Origin of the sequence: Acidilobus saccharovorans 345-15, from assembly GCF_000144915.1 — an archaeon.
Taxonomy (GTDB): domain Archaea; phylum Thermoproteota; class Thermoprotei_A; order Sulfolobales; family Acidilobaceae; genus Acidilobus; species Acidilobus saccharovorans.
In genome coordinates, this window is the sequence record NC_014374.1 from 13,838 (window position 1) to 31,596 (window position 17,759).

Genomic DNA, 17,759 nt, shown 5'->3' on the forward strand with positions numbered 1-17,759 from the left:
CCCTGGCCACGGGCGTCGAGGGAGCGCGGCGAGAAACTTACATATCAAGGCTGAGGCGGCCGCGCGATGCTTCCCCAGGCGGCGAGCGATGGGCCTTATCGAGATTGACGACCTTAAATAGGGACCTCTTAATGATTTCCATAAGTTTCCCACACGGGATCCTGCAATCGCCGCAGTCCCCCGAGAGGCAGGCCATGGGTGACCCGTCGCCCCTAACCTTTATCTTGACCGCGTTCTCCAGGATGCCAGCGTGGGCCACGAGGTTTCTCGCCGTGTATTCATTATTTACGGATGAAGAAGTGTGTCCCTTCAGCTCATAAAGGCACACGCCGTCAGACGCGAGCCGCCCCTTCACCTCATCCTTGCTGGAGTTAATTGCGTTGACAATGTTATCGTGCTCAATTTCTGTGGTAATCGTTATGCCCAGGCCTCTCCTGCTGTAGTTGTCCGCCTCCCTGGCCAGCTCGTTCAAGTTAAGGCAGCCGCCCTCAGGCTTAATGGTCGTGCCGCCGGCGAGGGCCAGGTACAGCATAGTCTCGAAGTCCTCGTTAAAGTCAGCATACCTCGTGACCTCTACGCTGTCGCCGCCCTGGGTAACCTTCGTCAGCGTGAAGTACTCTTCTACAAAAGTGCTTGCCAGGTCGAGGATTGCGCGCTGCAGCTGCCCCGCGTCGAGGGCCGCGGCGCTGTAACAGGTAGAGCTGGAGGGGCCGCGGCCCAGGCCCTCCAGCTTCTCCAAGGCGTCCTCCAGAAAGTACGGCATCAGGAAGAGGGCACCGACGTTTATTGACGCAGCCGCGGCCGTAAGCGAGGAGATGGCGGCCCTTATCGGCTTCCCGTGGAGCCCCACCAGGGCCCTCACCACGTCGCGCGGGGCGCAGCGCCTTGGGGAGAGGAGCCTGGAGGTCCTCCTTGTCGGCAGCCTTATGCTGGGCAGCTGCCTCTGAAACGTCACGCTGAGCGTCAGCTCCGTCCTATCGTCAACATATGGGTCCAACGCCGAGAACCCCAGCGTCACCGGGACCGCCAGCGAGAGGGCCGAGGCGGCCCCTTGGACGGCCCTCACAGTCATTACCTGGAGCTGGTTGGGGGCGTTAGTCACGTCTGAGACCACGTAAACAGCGTCATAGTCGGCGGCCCTGAGCTCCAGCAGCTTCCTTGAGATGTGATAGGCCGCCATGGCCTGGGAGTCATAGGGGCTGACGTCTATCCTCATGGAGCCGCCCCCGCTGAGCCTGAAGGTGCCCCTCAGCGGCACGGCCCTGAGCTCCAGGTTATCCTCCTTTATGAAATCTCCCAGTAGCCCGCATGAGTCGCTTGAGCTCTCAACCCCCTCCTCTATGTGCCTCCTCTGAAGACTTAACAGCTCGTCCACAGCCTTCCAGTAGGGGCCTGAGGCCATGCCAAGTTCAGCTATAAGCGACTCCGGCACGAGACCGAGCACCCTTACCACGGCGTCTGGGAACATCCTCCTGAGGTAGACGTAGGTGACCGCAGCCGAGGGCACCTTGCCCTTAGACTCCACCCTGCACGAAAACCTGCCCCTGCGATCCTGGGCCAGGTAGGTGGCCGGCCTCAGGTACTTGACCGAGCCCAGGGGGGCCACTATGAGGGTCAGCGCCTTGCCCATCTGAAGTCGCCCCCGAGGGCCTGCGACCGCTGAGCGATTAGGTGCCTAGGTCCAGCGGGCACAGGAGCTGCCCCACGGTTATCTTGCTATAGGATCATTTAAGCATTTCCAGCTCGTGACCCACCATGACGGCACCCCCACCGGCTGTCCTAGTCGAGGCGGTCAGGCGAAGATGGCCGCGGCTGGGCTCTCAGGCCGAGTCAGGGGTTTGCAGGTTTCAACACAATCTTATGGTTTCAGTGTCGAGGATATGTTATAAGCATAGATTTCCTCTTGTTACAACACCATCTCGTGGTTTCGCGGATGTATCACCTAAAGCCGAAGTTTGTGATAAGGGTTACAACACCATCTCGTGGTTTCTGGATTACTTGCGGCAAACATACTTAGTTTCTACTCTTTGTTACAACACCATCTCGTGGTTTCCCGAGTATGTTCACGTCCTCTGCCTCAGAAAGGCCGAGCCTTTGTTACAACACCATCTCGTGGTTTCGCAGGCTCTGGAAGGCCATACTGTCCCTACAGAACCCAGACGTTACAACACCATCTCGTGGTTTCTTTCTATCTGAGGCGTGAGAGCATGGGTGAGAGGGTTTCTCGTTACAACACCATCTCGTGGTTTCGAAGTTTAAGCTATTCTTGCTAACACATATCAATCAACTCAAGTTACAACACCATCTCGTGGTTTCAGTTTTTATGAAAAAATCCTTAAAGAACTTGGCCTTTCTTGTTACAACACCATCTCGTGGTTTCGCGTTTATTCACGCGACCTGGGGCAGCGCAACAGTGGAAGAGTTACAACACCATCTCGTGGTTTCGCGTCTTTCTTTATAATTGACCATTCATGAATTTTGTTTTGTTACAACACCATCTCGTGGTTTCGTTGTATACGATAACTACGGGTTCTGGGTCCATCCAACCTTGTTACAACACCATCTCGTGGTTTCTACAAACACGTTTGCCTGTTTGAAGAAGCTGGGCCTTATAGGTTACAACACCATCTCGTGGTTTCGTCTCAGAATGAAAGCTCGGAGGGGACTCCCCAGACTCGTTACAACACCATCTCGTGGTTTCCGAGAGACGTGAGCGAGGTGAGGAATGTGGAGAGCGAGTTGGGTTACAACACCATCTCGTGGTTTCACGGGGAAAGAAACCATCACCGGAACGGTAGTAGGGGGGAATGAGTTACAACACCATCTCGTGGTTTCGGCTGTTCAGTGCCTGCAGGAGCACCCAGAGTACTTGGGTTACAACACCATCTCGTGGTTTCGAGGTGCTAAAGAACGGGTTCACATCTGTCGTGGGCCACCCGTTACAACACCATCTCGTGGTTTCAGGAAGTTCAGTTCGTTGAACTTCTACGACATAATCTTTTGTTACAACACCATCTCGTGGTTTCTAGCCGTTCGGGATTGACGTGGAACGGCTGCGCTCTTATGGGGTTACAACACCATCTCGTGGTTTCATTACATCTCAAGATCAGGGCTAACATGGAGCGGTTGGTTACAACACCATCTCGTGGTTTCTATTCATTATGGACAAAGCGGTTCAATGTTTACAACAACACCCGTTACAACACCATCTCGTGGTTTCTCGTATGGGTCTTTTTTGGGCTCTACGCATGTTTGGAAAGTTACAACACCATCTCGTGGTTTCTCAGCGCTACAAACATGTCCTTCCCAGCTGGCTACATAGGTTACAACACCATCTCGTGGTTTCTAGCTCTTTTTCTTCGCCTTGCCCCATGGCCCCATGGCCGTTACAACACCATCTCGTGGTTTCTATCAGGAGGTTGCCATCAGCATTTGTTCTGGCTGGGGCTAGGTTACAACACCATCTCGTGGTTTCCGAGCCATGGGACGCCGTGCCTCGGCCTTAGCCTTCACGTGGCCCGGGGCGGCCCTCCTGTCCCACCACTGTTTTCTGCAGGGGAATACTTAAGCCTACTGCCCGCCCTGCGGCCGCTTCCCATGTGAAACATGGGAAGTCGCCATAGGCCTTTAAATTTTCATAATGTTTAGTTAAGTAAAATTGATGTTCCCACCGCTCCCACCGGGCAAGGCACTCCCATGTCTCACATGGGAAATACCCGGCTAAGTAGTTTATAAGGTAAAATAACAAAATAACATGTTAATCATTATGAAAGGAGGATCCTGTGACTCTATGCTAGACACGGCTAGCAGGCTCGGGACAGCGACGACGGCCCTGTACCTCAGCTCGGGGGCCACGCCGAGGGTCAGGCACCGACCACCGCTACAGCCCTACGATTTTGGATGGAACCACAGGCCGCAGGGCCTCTTGAGTGGTATTTGTTGAGGGCCTGCGCGTGGAGGAAGTCCCCAAGTCCTAGGACTCAGGAGGACGCCGTACATGGAGCTCGTGTGGACGTGCACGGCACGCGGGCGTCCTTCAGGGCGAGCCGGGCCTCGCAGGGGAGCGCGGCCAGGAAGCAGCGCCTGCCGCTAGGGGTCCTGCAAAATAAAGGGACAGCCGCAGGCCCCGCGGTCGTGCAAGGGTTAAATACTCACGTAACCCTATGACCTAAGGTGAAGCGGTTGGCCCTGAGGTTCTCCCACCACATGACCGTCGGCACCTCATTCCTGAGGAACGCCTCCAGGTCAGCGGGCCTTATTATAACATACAGATTCAACGATACGCTATGGATGAGGTACGCCTCCAGGTCAGCGGGCCTTAGCAGGGAGCAGGCGGAGCTCCTCGAGAGGTGCTCGAGGCTTGATGTTGACGCCGAGGACGAGTGCGAGAGGCTCGCGGGGGCCGGCAGGAGCGACCCGCTGCTTGACAGGCTCAGGTCGTACCTGAGCTCAAGTCCCTACGAGGCCTCAGCGGAGCTGAACTCGCTTCAGCCCTTCCTGGAGGCCGGCATGGTGCAGAGGGTAGTCCTTTACTACTACTCGGACAGCGGGGCGGCCCACCTGGTGGCCCTGCTCCTGACCGAGTACCTTAAGCGGGCTGGCGTGGCGGCCGAGGCTGTCCCGGCCGGGGAGGGCGAGAGGAACCTGGCCGCGGGGCTCCTGAACATAATGAGAGAGGTCGGCTCGAGGGCCCTCAGGGACCAGGGCGAGGGCTACACTATAATGCTCAACATAACCCCCGGCTTCAAGGCCGAGGCGGCCTACTTCACCCTGGGCCTCATGCTGAGGAACATAACGGCCCTGGCCTACTACAGGCACGAGGCCATGAAGTCAACCGTTGGCGTGCCGCTGTTGCACACAACGGCCCTGAGGGACGCGGTGACCTCCCTGAGGGCGAAGGTGGGGGCGAGGCTGGAGGACCTGGACGCGAACGAGCTCGTTACTGTAATAGCGGCCAGGCTCAACTCCGGCAGGCTCTCCCTGGGCCCCGTGGTAAAGGATGACCTTGTGTGGGCCGAGGAGCTCCTGGCCGCCTCGGGAATCACTTCGTGACCAAGGGCAGCCCGGAATTGCAAGGGCTTAGGGCACGCCCTCATCATGGCCTCGCAAGAGCCGGAGGACGTGTTCGGGGCTTGGGCCCAGGGCCGTCCGAAGCCCTGAGACAAGCCCAGCGGCCTCAGGCCCCTTTTGCCCGCCGCTGAGCTCCTGTGAGCCATGTGGCGGGCAGAGCCTTAAGCTGGCCCCACTCCAGTTCGTGACTCCATTGACCATTAGATGCCGCGCGTCGCTCCTCCTGACGTCAACTTATGACACAGGCAGCGGTCATCGCGGGCGTCAGCCCTCGGCCCATAGCGCTCATGTACGGCTGTAAACTTGTGCTGGCCCTCAACGCCTGCGGCCAGGTCAATGTGGTAGGCGAGCGGCGTCGGTTGTCCAGCTGCCCAGGGCTGTAGTGGACCTTCCCAGGTCAAGGCTTGGACTCTCGCCTTAGGCTGCCCGCGGGACCCGCCCCTCCCTTTCCATTCACTTCTCCTCTCTTTCTTTTTCTTATTATTAAACTATTTTATAAACATTATAAACAGTGTTATGCTTTTGTTATTTTGTTAATTTACCTTATAAACTACTTAGCCGGGTAATTCCCATGTGAGACATGGGAAGTCACTTGCCCGGTGGGAGCGGTGGGAACATCAATTTTACTTAACTAAACATTATGAAAATTTAAAGGCCTATGGGGGCTTCCCATGTTCCACGTGGGAAGCTGCCCTGGAGCCGGCGGTAAACTTAAGTATTCCCGTGCAGAGGACAACGGTGGGACAGAGGGGCAGAGGAAGGGGCAGGCCCCTGGCACGGTAAGCGAACATAACCTGTATGGTGTCCCAGAGCTCGGAAACCAAGGAATGGTGTTGAAACTCTCTAAATACAATCGGCTTCTGATCCTTGGTAAATGCGAAACCAAGGAATGGTGTTGAAACCCTCATGTTCATTGGGATATAAATTGACAACTATCCACGGGAAACCAAGGAATGGTGTTGAAACGCTTCATGCCGATAAGGCCGGCTGACCTAAATTGGTTAAGAAGAAACCAAGGAATGGTGTTGAAACCATAGAAAGATAGTTTCAGGGGTTTAAATTTCCATAGGTTCAGGAAACCAAGGAATGGTGTTGAAACTGACGTTAGCGTGAACGGGGACAGGATAAGCATAACTATAAGAAACCAAGGAATGGTGTTGAAACACTAGAACTTTATCCATGTCCACAAACCATGTTATGGCCGAAACCAAGGAATGGTGTTGAAACCGAGAAACCAATTAACTTAGACGCATACAAAAAGATAATTAACGAGTCAAGAAACCAAGGAATGGTGTTGAAACTAAGTATCTTCAAAGCCCTTATAAAACTTGCTACCCTCTTGAAGAAACCAAGGAATGGTGTTGAAACACGCAATCATAGCCTTTGATGTTATCGCCACAGCTAACTAGAAACCAAGGAATGGTGTTGAAACCCTCCACTGGCCTGTAGGTATAGTTTGCGAAGTGGTATGCGAAACCAAGGAATGGTGTTGAAACCAAAAGTCCGTGTGGTCTTCCCCCTCAAAATCGAAATATTGCGAAACCAAGGAATGGTGTTGAAACTCTGCACAGTGCACACTGAACCTGTTGGCCTTTCCGCCAGAAACCAAGGAATGGTGTTGAAACTCTGAACAAACTTGCGGGTTTAACATTAACGAGAAATACGACAGTGAATAATAATATGAAACCAAGGAATGGTGTTGAAACCTGCTATTATTTCGCTTGCATAATCTGTTGGCATACCCCTGTGGGAAACCAAGGAATGGTGTTGAAACATCAGCGTAAGCTGTTCATACTTCCTCTGTGCAATTACAGTCGAAACCAAGGAATGGTGTTGAAACACTTTCCACTCATATCTATTCTGAACGTCAACAATATACAGAAACCAAGGAATGGTGTTGAAACAGGTTATACTGCCCCCAGCGGCTTCGGCCTCCCCAGCGAAACCAAGGAATGGTGTTGAAACCCATAGGGGAAGCTCCACTTCTTTCACAAACTCTGCGGAAACCAAGGAATGGTGTTGAAACGCAGCTTTGCCAGTTCTCCCTCAATAGTGTATTCATATGAAACCAAGGAATGGTGTTGAAACTTTATGATATTAACGGTAGGCGCCGTGAGGACTATAGAAACCAAGGAATGGTGTTGAAACCTTGCTATCACGTCCCTAACGTTCATGCCCCTGGTCTTGAAACCAAGGAATGGTGTTGAAACTGGGGCCATTCTCTGCTATCTCATACACTTCTTTCATATGAAACCAAGGAATGGTGTTGAAACACTTGACCTCGTAATGATATTCGTGGTCGGCATAGTGGGCTAGAAACCAAGGAATGGTGTTGAAACGCCTTTTCGGCGCTCACTTCCTCTTCCACTGTTGTGCCGCTGTAAAGGAGTCGTTTACGTCATACACCTTTGCAGTCAGAACTTCCTCTTCCACTGTTGTGCCGCCGAAACCAAGGAATGGTGTTGAAACGTAGGGACCAGTAATGACCGTGCTTCAGGGAGGAATAGGAGGAAACGAAACCAAGGAATGGTGTTGAAACAGTTCTTCAAACATCGCAAAAATAGCTGAGGAAAACGTGAAACCAAGGAATGGTGTTGAAACTTTATATAAAACCTGGTGAACTACATGGCTACTCGTAAGCTTCTGAAACCAAGGAATGGTGTTGAAACATCCTAATGACGTCCATTGGCACTCCAGGGACTTCCTCAAGAAACCAAGGAATGGTGTTGAAACTAGATATTTGGGCTCACGAAAATCTTTCTGTCATGAAGTAGAAACCAAGGAATGGTGTTGAAACTGCTGGATGCCGGTAGCGGGCCCCTTGGCACTTCTACGGTAGAACAGAAACCAAGGAATGGTGTTGAAACACTACGCCGTGGAGGCAATGTCCTTTGCTCTCGAGAGAAACCAAGGAATGGTGTTGAAACGTCCTCACCAGGCCCACAAGTTCAATTGGTGTTTTAGCGAGAAACCAAGGAATGGTGTTGAAACACTTCCTGCGCGCTCACGCTCTCTCGCCTCGCTTTTCTGTGGAAACCAAGGAATGGTGTTGAAACTCTTATTTCTTCGCCGCCCCAGGCCGCTACTATTTCCGCGGAAACCAAGGAATGGTGTTGAAACCAGGTGAAACAAAATATAATATGTCAATTGCGTTGTTTAGGAAACTAAGGAATGGTGTTGAAACATGCACCACAAGGTAGTATCCTTCGTCGAGATACCTACTCGAAACCAAGGAATGGTGTTGAAACTCACTGTTTCCCTCGCACGGGTTGGGTAGATTCCACGGAAACCAAGGAATGGTGTTGAAACTGTGGCAAGCTTTCTCCTTTGCTTTATCTCGCTTATTGTCTTTGCGAAACCAAGGAATGGTGTTGAAACATGGCGTTCTGCGCAAGAATGCCGTGCTGTGGTATGTCATAGGAAACTAAGGAATGGTGTTGAAACACCTCCCTCTTCAATTCTTCTTCCAGACTCTCCCCCACCTGGAAACCAAGGAATGATGTTGAAACTGGAAAGCGGTTTGTCGAAGAATATGATAAGTATGGCGATGGAAGCCATAGAATGATGTTGAAGTTGAAATTAACTACTACGCCCCTTGCCACGCTGGTGCTCTCAAGGACGCCACAGGGTTTCGTCGTGAAGCCGGTCTACGCGTACCAGAGGCTCCTGTGGGCGGTCAAGGCGTTCGCTGACATGCAGATCTTTAACTACCTGGAGAACATAATAGCTGCCCAGCGTGGCGGCGAGGGAGCTGGCTTAGTGCACGAGGCGCGGCCGAGCCCGTTGGCCCTGGGGGTCCTTGGGGTCATCCCCTGCCTGGCCATTCCTTGAAGCGCCCTTGCCGCGGCGTTTATAGCAGCCAGGTATCAGCCGTGGAGCCGCGCTAGGGGTAACAAAGAGCAGTCCAAGCAGCGATGTACAGTTCCCCTCATGGTCTCGCGCAGCGCTTATTAACATCATCCCTTAGCCACCTCTGGGGCTGCCATGGTACTCACGAGGGACCAGAGGCTGGTGCTGGTATCAACCACGCTAGACATGTTCCTGGAGGGAGTCTTCGTCACCCTCCCATCTGTGTCGGCCCTGCTCTCGTCAATACCGTCGTGGGCCACCCCGCTGGTCTTCTCCACCATTCCCGTGGGCACCCTCATAGGCAACCTGGCCCTGGGCAGGCTCACCGACCTGAGGGGCAGGAAGTCCACTTACATGGCCATGCTCGGGGTCTACGCCCTGGGGGCCCTGCTGATACTTGCCTTCAACAGCCTCTACGCCGTCCTGGCGGGCCTTCTCATAACGCAGACGGCCATGGGGGGAGAGGTCCCCATAGTGCTGAGCTACATAGTCGAGAGCGCCCCGGCCGACATAAAGGAGAGGCTTGTCGTGCTCATAACTAACGTGGGCAACGTCGGCGCAGTTGTCATATCCGCGGTGGCCCTGGCCTTCGGCGGCCTCTCGGCTGCCTCCGGCAGGGCTGCCGTAGGGGCCCTGGTGGCCGGGGCCATAGCAATAATGGCTGTGACCCGCTCCATGGTGCCCGAGTCGAGGCCCTGGCTCTCCCTCAGGCCCGAGGAGAGGGGCAGGGTTGTCCTAGGGGCCGAGGCCAGGCTCTGGCTCGCCCTGCTAACACTCATGGCAGTTTCCTCGGTGCTCACCTTCGGCCTCCTGGCCCTCAGCATAGGACCCGAGGAGTTCCCATCACACGCCCTCGAGATTATAATGCTCTACTTCGCGGGCGAGGCCCTGGGCGGGCTCATAGCGGCAGCTGCAATGGACAGGGTGGGCTCAAGGGCCTTCACGCTGGCCAGCTTCGCGGGCGGCTTCGCCACGTCGCTGGCAGCCATACCTGCCCTCAGGGCCGGGCTAGCGCCATTCATGGCACTGCTGTTCGTTAACGGCGCCTTCACCGAGACCGTCTGGGCCTCGAGGAACGTCCTGGAGTCCCTGTCCTTCCCCACAACTTTCAGGGCCACGGGGATAGCCCTGGTCAGGGCGGCGCCCTACGTGCTGATGCTGGCGAGCTTCTTCGCCACGGCAGGCATGGGGGTCGTCGACTTCCTGTGGTACGCCACCGCCATGTGGGCCCTCGGCCTGGCGGCCTCTGCAGCCTGGATGGCCAGGGGCAGGGAGGTGGTGGGCTCGCCCGTGGCGATAAGGCCCGAGGACCTGGACAGGCTGAGGAGGAGGGCCTAGCGTTACAAAGCTTTATAGCCCCGCCTCACCCATCACCTTGGGAAGCCCCTTGGCCAACGCGATCGAGGTAAGGGACGTAGTCAAGTTCTACGGAACCGTGCCCGCCCTCAGGGGGCTCAGCTTCGAGGTGCCCGAGGGCGGCAGGTACGCCCTCCTGGGCCCCAACGGCGCTGGCAAGAGCACCACCCTGAGGCTGCTCGTGGGCCTCATGAAGCCCGACAGGGGCGAGGTCAGGGTCCTCGGCAGGGACCCGGCCGACGACTACAGTGTGAAGGCCCAAATGGGCTACCTGCCCGAGGACGCCACGCCGTACCTGGCCCTCACGGTCAGGGAGAACCTGGAGTACATAGCGGCCCTGAGGGGCCTCGACGACCCTAGGGACAGGGCGGAGAAGATGATGGACCTCCTGGGTCTGAGGAAATACGAGAACTACAGGGTGTCGGCGCTCTCCAGGGGCAACGTGCAGAAGCTCGCCATAGCGCTGGCCATAATCCACGAGCCCAAGGTGGTGTTCCTGGACGAGCCCCTGAACTACCTCGACATACCGACCCAGGAGGAGGTCATAGGGGTGCTGAGCAGGATGGGCTCCACCATGCTCGTGTCGACGCACATAATGAGCGTGGCCGGCAGGCTGACGGACCACATACTGATGATAAGCGGGGGGAGGCTCGTCTGGCAGGGCACCTTCGACGACCTGAGGAGGATGGCGAAGGAGGAGGAGCCGGTGGAGAGCGTCGTGGCGAGGCTGATGAGGAGTGTCGAGGCTTAAGCTCATAGCCTTCGTGGTCAAGACCAGGATATCCAGGCCCCTGCTCATAATAACCCTGATAATGCTGTTCTACGGCGTCATGAGCGGCGCCTACCTCTACGCGAACCACATAGAGCTCCCGCCGAGCGAGGTGGCCCAGGAGAGGACCATGGCCGTCATATACTCGGCCATAGTCATATTCCTGGCCTCGCTGCAGGGAGGCGTCACTGTGATAAAGTCAGACAGGGACTACCTCTTCACCCTGCCAATAAGCAGGGGGAGCCTCGCGCTCTCGCTCTACATAGGGCAGATGGTGCTCAGCGGCCTGCTGGCCATCGCCTGGCTCGGCTGGTACTTCCCGTTCATAGACGTGCCCCTGGGGTACGCTGTAGTCGACATGGTGCTCTTCGTGCTCCTGCTGACGTCGCTGACAGCTTCAATAGCGGAGCTGCAGGCCAAGAGGAGGGTCGCCGTGGCCGCTGCCCTGGCGGCCTGGTCGATATCAGCCCTGTTCAGGAACCCCGTCAGCCCCTCCGGGGTCTTCGACGGCTACTACCTGGCGGGCACGGCCACGCTAGCCATACTCTCCCTGGGCCTCACCTCCTACGTGGCCACGAGGCTCGGCAGGGCCCCGCTGCTCTACGGCTACTCCTCGGTGGTCAGCGAGGGCAGGGGGCAGGTGGCCTCGAGCGCGCTCTCCTTCGCGGGCGTCAGGGGGCTCAGGGCCGAGCTCAGGATGAAGCTCAACACTCTTACCATAACTGGAAGGGTCGGGGGCTTCGGCGCCGGGGGCTCCAGGTACTTCACCCGCACCGTGAGCGTGAGGAAGTTCATGGGCTACATGTCGCTCGCCGCCGCGGCGTACCTGGCGGTCGGCGTGGCCCTAATGGCCACGGGGCTCGTCCCCCAGAGGCTGACCCCCCAGGGCCCTGGGAACGGGGTGCTCTTCGGGCTCCTCTTCGTGCCTGCCATCGCCGTTGAGGCCTTCTTCATAGGCTCCAGCGCCTCCCAGGTGGGCAACGAGAGGCCCTGGCTTGCCTTCACCGCCGCGGACCCCGGCGCCTACATGTGGCTGGGCGCCCTCTCCTGGTCCCTCGTGGTGCTCCTCGCCTCCCTCCCCTTCGCCGCCGCCTACCTTACCCTCTGGCTCATGGGCCTCAGGGAGGCGATTAACATGGTGCCGCAGCTGCTCCTGGTGGGCCCCGCCTTCTCCCTGCTTTCATACGCTGCCTCCGCCTACATGGCGGTGTCGCCGCAGGTGAGGAGCGAGGGGTTCATGCCGGGCCAGGTCAGGGCCAGGGGGCTGGTGATAACCTTTATAATTATAGTGCCGTTCGCCCTCATCTCAGCTGCGATGGCGTCGCTTAGCGTCAGCGTCTACAGCGGCCTCGCCTCGCTGCTTGTGGCGGCCCCCTTCATGGCCCTCAGGGGCTTCTGGAGGTCGGCCTCAAGGAGGATAGTTGAGGCCGGCTACGTGTGAGCCTCCTCGCCCTGGGCCTGCTGGACGCCCTCCTCCAGGACCTTGCCCTTTGACCTCAGGTACTCCATTATCCTGTCGTGGAGGTACGCCATTATCCTCTGCTTGTCCTCCATGAGCACCACGTCGCTGTACTCCTTTATGAACAGGTTGTGCGCGAAGGGCGACGGGTATGGCAGCGGCCCCCTTACGGTGACCTTGACCTCGCCGCCCTCTATCCACCTGAGGACCCTCCCCGCGTCCTGTATGTCCATGTAGTCCTCAAGTATCTCCCTGTAGGTCTCCCTTATGACTGGGCTGCCCGGCATCTCCTCAAGCATGACGTCGAGCAGCTTCTGCGCCGAGAGCTGCATCCTCTCCGGGCTCCTCTCGTGCCCCCTGTACCTCCTCAGTATCATGAAGCTCCTCTGGGCCACGTGCCTGAACCTCCTCCTCATCATCTCAGTCCTCACCACGGCGCCCTCGAGGAGCTGCCTGAGGTTGTCGCTCCTCACGGAGCTCAGCAGGTACCTTATGAGGCCCTCGTCCGGCTCCCTGCCCTCGTAGGTGAGCATGAAGGCGTTGTCCGTGACCGAGACCTTGACGGGCACGTTGAGCCTGTCGGAAAGCACCGCGCCGTAGGCCCTGGAGAGTGCGTCGTTGGTCCTCCTGCCGAAGAGGGTGTGGAAGGCTATGCTCCACTCGCCCTCGTCGCCCTGGAAGTACTCTATGAGTATGTTCCTCCTGCCCGGCACGACGCCGGTGTAGGCCAGCTGCTCCCACACGTACTGAATTACCTCCTCGGCGGCGTGGGGCTCCAGCCTGTACTCCTCCACGAGCATCCTCCTGGCCTCGTCTAACTTGCCCTGGGCTATGAGCTCCCCAACCCTCTCCCTGAACTCCCCGACCAGGAGGGCGCTGTCGAAGGCCAGGGGCAGCATCTCGCTGAACCAGCTCGGCACCGTGGGCCTCTCGTTCTCGGCGGGCTCCACGTAAACCTTCATGCCGTCAGCCCTGAGGAACCTGTAGGTCTTGCCCCCGAGGACGAATATGTCGCCGGGCTCAAGTATCTCGACGAACTCCTCCTCCAGGCTGCCTATGCTCTTGCCCTTAGATATGACCTTTATCTTGGCCTCGTCCGGTATCGTGCCCGCGTTGAGCTGGTATATCATCCTGGCGCTCCTCTTCCTGCCGAACTCCCCCAGGTCCTCGTCAAGCCTTATCTTTGAGTAGACCCCCTCGTCCTCGAGCCCCTGGCTCTTGCCGCCGAGGAAGCGGAGGACGCTCATGTAGTCCTCCCAGCTGAGCGCGTGGAACGGGTAGGCCCTCCTTATCACCCTGAAGGCCTCCTCCACCTTCCACGGCCTCTCTATTGACATGCCAACTATGTGCTGGGCCAGCACGTCAAGCGGGTTCCTTGGTATCCTCACGTTGTCTATCTTCCTCTCCATGGCTGCCTTGGCCAGCACAGTGCACTCTATCAGGTCGTCCCTGTTAACAGCCACCATGACGCCCCTGCTCACCTGGCTCACGTGGTGCCCAGCCCTGCCAACCCTCTGGAGGAGCCTGCTCACGCTCTTCGGGCTGCTCAGGAGGACCACGAGGTCTATGTAGCCTATGTCTATGCCGAGCTCTAGGCTGGTGCTCGACACCACCAGCTTGAGCTCGCCCCTCTTCAGCCTCTCCTCTACGTCGAGCCTCACCTCCCTCGAGAGGCTGCTGTGGTGGGCCTCTATCTCATCCATGTCAACGTAGCCCTTGGAGGACATGAGCTTCTTGAGCTTGAACACCACCCTCTCCGTGGCGCTCCTGGTGTTTGTGAAGACCAGCGTGGTCCTGGCGGTCCTCGAGAGCTCGGCCACGGTGTTGTATATTTCCTCGTTTATCTTTTCCGGGTCGCCGTGTATGAGGTCCACCTTAGGCGTTATCACCCTTATGTCGAAGGGCTTGGCGAACCTGGCGTCCACTATCTCCACTGGCCTCGGCGTCCCATCGTCGTAGTAGCCGCCCAGGAACCTGGCGACCTCCTCGAGGGGCGATATGGTTGCCGAGAGGCCTACCCTCTGGAGCCCCCTTCCCTGGGCCTCGCTGACCAGCTCCTCGAGCCTCTCCAGCGTCAGGGCGAGGTGCGAGCCCCTCTTGCTGGAGGCGAGCTCGTGTATCTCGTCAACTATGACCCACCTGGCGGTCGAGAGCCTCTCCCTGAACTTGGGGGCCACGAGGCTTATGGCGAGGCTCTCGGGCGTCGTTATAAGTATGTGAGGGGGCCTCCTCAGCATCTTTGCCTTCTCGTTGGCCGGCGTGTCGCTAGTCCTGGTGGCCACCCTGACCTCAGGGGGCTGGAAGCCCATGGACTTTGCCTTCTCGTATATCTCGCCCAGCGGCTGGACCAGGTTCCTGTACATGTCGTTGTCCAGGGCCCTGAGGGGGCTGACGTAGACCGCGTATATCTTGTCCTCCAGCTCCCCCCTCTCCCCCATGGCGAGGAGGTCGTCGAGTATTGCAAGGAAGGCCGCGAGCGTCTTGCCCGTCCCAGTGGGGCTCGATATCAGCACGCTCCTCCCCTGCTTTATTAGCGGTATGGCCTCCCTCTGCGGGTCGGTGAAGGAGCCGTACTTCTCCCTGAACCAGGCGGCCACGTAGGGCCTCAGCAGCGAGAGTACTTCCTCGTCGTCCTGCAACGCCACTCCCCAGGGCCCTGGGACAGGCTAATGCCCGTAACCCTACCCTGGGCGGGCCGGGGAATATAGGGTACGATACTTACTCCTTCCCCCGGAGGTCCCCTGAGCCCAGCTAAGGAGGGGCGCTGGCTTCCAAGCGCTAGGACTCCTGCCCCCTTGAGGAGGCCGGGAAGGCGACCTTCCTTATTATCTCGTACAGCTTCTCGGGGTTCTTAGTGTAGAGCCTCAGCCTCGTCACGGTCCTCTTGCCCTGCCTTGTGAGCTCCACGAACCTCCTGTCCTTGTTAAGTACCACCTCTATGTCGGGGGGCAGGGGGAACCTTATGCCCTTTGTAGTGATCAGCCCCTTGATCACTATGCCCTTGTCGGTAACTATGTAGGAGGTCGGCACGTTGAGGGCGGGGAGCTTCTTTATCCTTGAGAGCGACCACATCATTATTCCCTGGTTTATCACGAAGTACCCCTCAAAGTAGAGCAGGAAGGCTATGAAGAGGAGGAGCCTGAGGTACTCGATGCCCACGTCCTTTATCTGCCTCCCGAAGAGCTCCAGGGACAGGTACGCGGCCAGGTCAGGCACGTACCTCCACAGCACGAAGAAGTAGGCCAGGCCTATGAGTATGCCGAGGGTCGTGTAGAGGGAGAACTTCGTCTGCTCCTGAAGGTCGACATATATCAGCGTGTCCTTGCTCTGTATGGCCCTAGTGTTGTCCTCGTGGAAGAGCCTCTTGCCGGAGAGCACCTCGGCCACGTAGGAGGACTTCTCGTTGAGGCCGCTGCTCATGAGTATGCTCTGCACGAACATGCTTATGGCTATGAACACGAATATGAGCAGGAAGAGGTACACGTTTATGCCTATGACCGCCGCCAGGGCGCTGTATATCAATATGTAGAGCTGGTTCAGCGCCACCATTCTGCCCATCTTCTCCATGTAGGCCATGGCTGAAGCCTCCGCTCTCTACTCCAGGGCCCGAGATTAAAGACTTAACATGCCAATGCCCTCAGGCCCAGGCGGTGAGCCAAGTGCACCTGAGGGCCTCCCTCGCGCTCATAGGCGACGACCTGAGGGCGGTCAGGGACGTCTGCGTCACTGTAGACGGTGATGGCTTTGTGGAGTCCGTGGAGGGCTGGGGCAGCTGCCCGTGGGACTCCGCAGGGGGGATGGGCCGCCCTCCTCCCCCAGCCGGCCAACGCCCACGTGCACAGCGCTGACGGCCGCTTCCCGGAGTTCGGCGTGGACCTGGGCCTTCACGAGCTCGTGGCCCCTCCTGATGGACTCAAGTACAGGCTGCTCTCCACGCTCGGCCCCACTGAGACGGCCCTGGGCATCTGGAGGACCTACAGGGCTGCCTACGAGCTCGGGGTCGGCCTCCTGGTCGACTTCAGGGAGGGGGGAGGCCTGGGGTGCCTCGCGGCCCAGAGGGCCAGGTCGATGGTGCCTGACATGGATGTGCTGGTGCTCGGCACCCCAGGGCCCTCGTTCCCCGGCTGGTGCCAGGGCCTTGGGCTCTCCAGCCCCCTCGACTACAGCGAGGGGGTGCTGAGGGCTCTCACGTCGCAGCTCAGGCCGTCGTTCACGCACGTGGCCGAGGACCCGGAGAACAGGAGGGAGGGAGACCTTGAGGTGGCCCTGAGGGCCGGCTTCACAGCAATAGTGCACGGCACCCACCTCTCGCGGGACGACCTTCAGGCGATCGCCGAGAAGGGGGTCCCCCTTGTCATGTGCCCCAGGAGCAACATGTGGCACGGCCTCAGGCCCCCTCCCGTGGCCGACGCCATAAGCCTCGGCGTCACCCTGGGCCTCGGCAGCGACAACGCCGCCTGGAACCTGCCTGACCCGTGGGGCGAGGCCGAGGAGGCCATGCTCATAGCCAGGTCCCAGGGCCTCAGGGGCGCCCCCGCCGCCGTCCTGGAGGCCCTCATGGTTGGAGGCTACAGGGCGGCGGGCCTTGAGCCGAGGACCGTTGAGGAGGGCAGGAGGCTCCACGCGGTCCTCGTGGACGCCTACAGCACCGGCATACTCTCGGCCGCGGACACTGCCTCGGCGATAGTTAGGAGGGCCAGGGCCGGCCTGGCCCTCAGGGTTGACGGCTCACATCTCGCTTACCTTTCCAAGGCCGGCGTCTATTAGCTTCTTCAGGTTTATCGTGTCAAGCACGTCCCCGGTTATCTTCAGCTGCCCTCCCAGGAACGCCTTCATCGCGTCGAGCTGGCCCGACATCATCCTCTCCAGCACGTCGGAGGTCGTGGTGAGGGTCGCTATTGGCTTCGGGTGCCTCCCCTCGACCACCCTAAGGGCGCCGCTCTTTATCTCAACGTAGAAGTCCCCCAGGCCCTGCACTGAGAACTGGTAGACCTTGTCCCAGCTCCTTATCTCCGGCACCTCCTCCACGGCCCTCGAGAAGAGCTGCTGGAGGGCCTTCCTAACGTCGTCCAGTGTAACCAAACTCCCACCAGGGCTGGGGTGACCGATGTAGGTAATAGCCCTGGATGGGCAAGCCGCAGTTATGGGCTTGCCTTGGCCCCTTTTAAACCCCTTAAGCCTTGGAGGCGGTTTTAAAGGGCCCCACGCCTTGATGTATCTAACTTCCCAAGCCTTAACACGTAAGGCCCTCATGCC

11 protein-coding genes and 3 CRISPR repeat arrays are annotated in these 17,759 nt (G+C 58.0%); of the genes, 7 read left to right on the top strand and 4 right to left on the bottom strand.

Going from position 1 to position 17,759, the window contains the following annotated elements; genetic code table 11:
• Positions 1–37 precede the first annotated feature (37 nt).
• On the bottom strand, positions 38–1,630 hold the full coding sequence (locus ASAC_RS00065) for a hypothetical protein (RefSeq protein WP_013265935.1): 1,593 nt from the start codon (positions 1,628–1,630) through the stop codon (positions 38–40).
• Positions 1,631–1,844: 214 nt separating this feature from the next.
• A CRISPR array of direct repeats spans positions 1,845–3,475; the repeat unit is 24 nt; unit sequence GTTACAACACCATCTCGTGGTTTC.
• 707 nt (positions 3,476–4,182) lie between these two features.
• Here ASAC_RS00065 and ASAC_RS00075 point away from each other — a divergent pair.
• The 5 genes from ASAC_RS00075 to ASAC_RS00095 all read left to right on the top strand — a co-directional run bounded on the left by ASAC_RS00075 (position 4,183) and on the right by ASAC_RS00095 (position 12,485).
• A complete protein-coding gene (locus ASAC_RS00075; RefSeq protein WP_048812679.1) occupies positions 4,183–5,052 on the top strand; it encodes a putative CRISPR-associated protein in 870 nt (289 codons plus the stop codon).
• An 834-nt stretch (positions 5,053–5,886) separates the two neighbouring features.
• Positions 5,887–7,410: direct repeats of the CRISPR family, unit length 24 nt; unit sequence GAAACCAAGGAATGGTGTTGAAAC.
• Positions 7,411–7,515: 105 nt separating this feature from the next.
• Positions 7,516–8,579: direct repeats of the CRISPR family, unit length 24 nt; unit sequence GAAACCAAGGAATGGTGTTGAAAC.
• Between the two features lie 64 nt (positions 8,580–8,643).
• The gene (locus ASAC_RS00080; RefSeq protein ID WP_420805101.1) at positions 8,644–8,901 is read left to right on the top strand and encodes a hypothetical protein; all 258 of its coding nucleotides are present in this window, start codon (positions 8,644–8,646) and stop codon (positions 8,899–8,901) included.
• 153 nt (positions 8,902–9,054) lie between these two features.
• Positions 9,055–10,257, top strand: coding sequence for an MFS transporter (locus ASAC_RS00085; RefSeq protein WP_013265940.1), 1,203 nt, complete (start codon positions 9,055–9,057; stop codon positions 10,255–10,257).
• A 49-nt stretch (positions 10,258–10,306) separates the two neighbouring features.
• Positions 10,307–11,026, top strand: a complete 720-nt coding sequence (locus tag ASAC_RS00090) for an ABC transporter ATP-binding protein (protein ID WP_148217065.1) — start codon at positions 10,307–10,309, stop codon at positions 11,024–11,026.
• Positions 11,013–12,485, top strand: coding sequence for a hypothetical protein (locus ASAC_RS00095; RefSeq protein ID WP_013265942.1), 1,473 nt, complete (start codon positions 11,013–11,015; stop codon positions 12,483–12,485). The genes ASAC_RS00090 and ASAC_RS00095 overlap by 14 nt, the downstream gene beginning before the upstream one ends.
• Here ASAC_RS00095 and ASAC_RS00100 read toward each other — a convergent pair.
• Together ASAC_RS00100 and ASAC_RS00105 are read right to left on the bottom strand one after the other, a co-directional pair.
• On the bottom strand, positions 12,476–15,148 hold the full coding sequence (locus tag ASAC_RS00100; protein ID WP_013265943.1) for an ATP-dependent helicase: 2,673 nt from the start codon (positions 15,146–15,148) through the stop codon (positions 12,476–12,478). The genes ASAC_RS00095 and ASAC_RS00100 overlap by 10 nt on opposite strands.
• Positions 15,149–15,281: 133 nt before the next feature.
• Positions 15,282–16,079 (bottom strand): DUF2208 domain-containing protein, encoded by a 798-nt coding sequence (locus ASAC_RS00105; protein WP_013265944.1) that lies wholly within the window; start codon positions 16,077–16,079, stop codon positions 15,282–15,284.
• A gap of 74 nt (positions 16,080–16,153) precedes the next feature.
• On the opposite strand from ASAC_RS00105, the gene ASAC_RS07830 reads away from it, so the two are divergent.
• Both ASAC_RS07830 and ASAC_RS00110 read left to right on the top strand, forming a co-directional pair.
• Positions 16,154–16,351 (top strand): hypothetical protein, encoded by a 198-nt coding sequence (locus ASAC_RS07830; RefSeq protein WP_158303772.1) that lies wholly within the window; start codon positions 16,154–16,156, stop codon positions 16,349–16,351.
• Entirely contained in the window at positions 16,338–17,270 is a 933-nt protein-coding gene (locus tag ASAC_RS00110) for an amidohydrolase family protein (protein WP_158303773.1), read from the top strand. Before ASAC_RS07830 ends, ASAC_RS00110 begins: the two co-directional genes overlap by 14 nt.
• Here the strand turns inward: ASAC_RS00110 and ASAC_RS00115 are convergent.
• Complete coding sequence (locus ASAC_RS00115) at positions 17,232–17,585, bottom strand: SCP2 sterol-binding domain-containing protein (RefSeq protein WP_013265945.1); 354 nt, start codon at positions 17,583–17,585, stop codon at positions 17,232–17,234. The two genes, ASAC_RS00110 and ASAC_RS00115, sit on opposite strands and share 39 nt — an antisense overlap.
• Between the last annotated feature and the right edge of the window lie 174 nt (positions 17,586–17,759).

Coding starts and splice junctions, on each gene's coding strand:
- ASAC_RS00105 (WP_013265944.1), bottom strand. CDS start 16,079: ATGGCCTACATGGAGAAGATGGGCAGAATGGTGGCGCTGAACCAGCTC.
- ASAC_RS00085 (WP_013265940.1), top strand. CDS start 9,055: ATGGTACTCACGAGGGACCAGAGGCTGGTGCTGGTATCAACCACGCTA.
- ASAC_RS00065 (WP_013265935.1), bottom strand. CDS start 1,630: ATGGGCAAGGCGCTGACCCTCATAGTGGCCCCCCTGGGCTCGGTCAAG.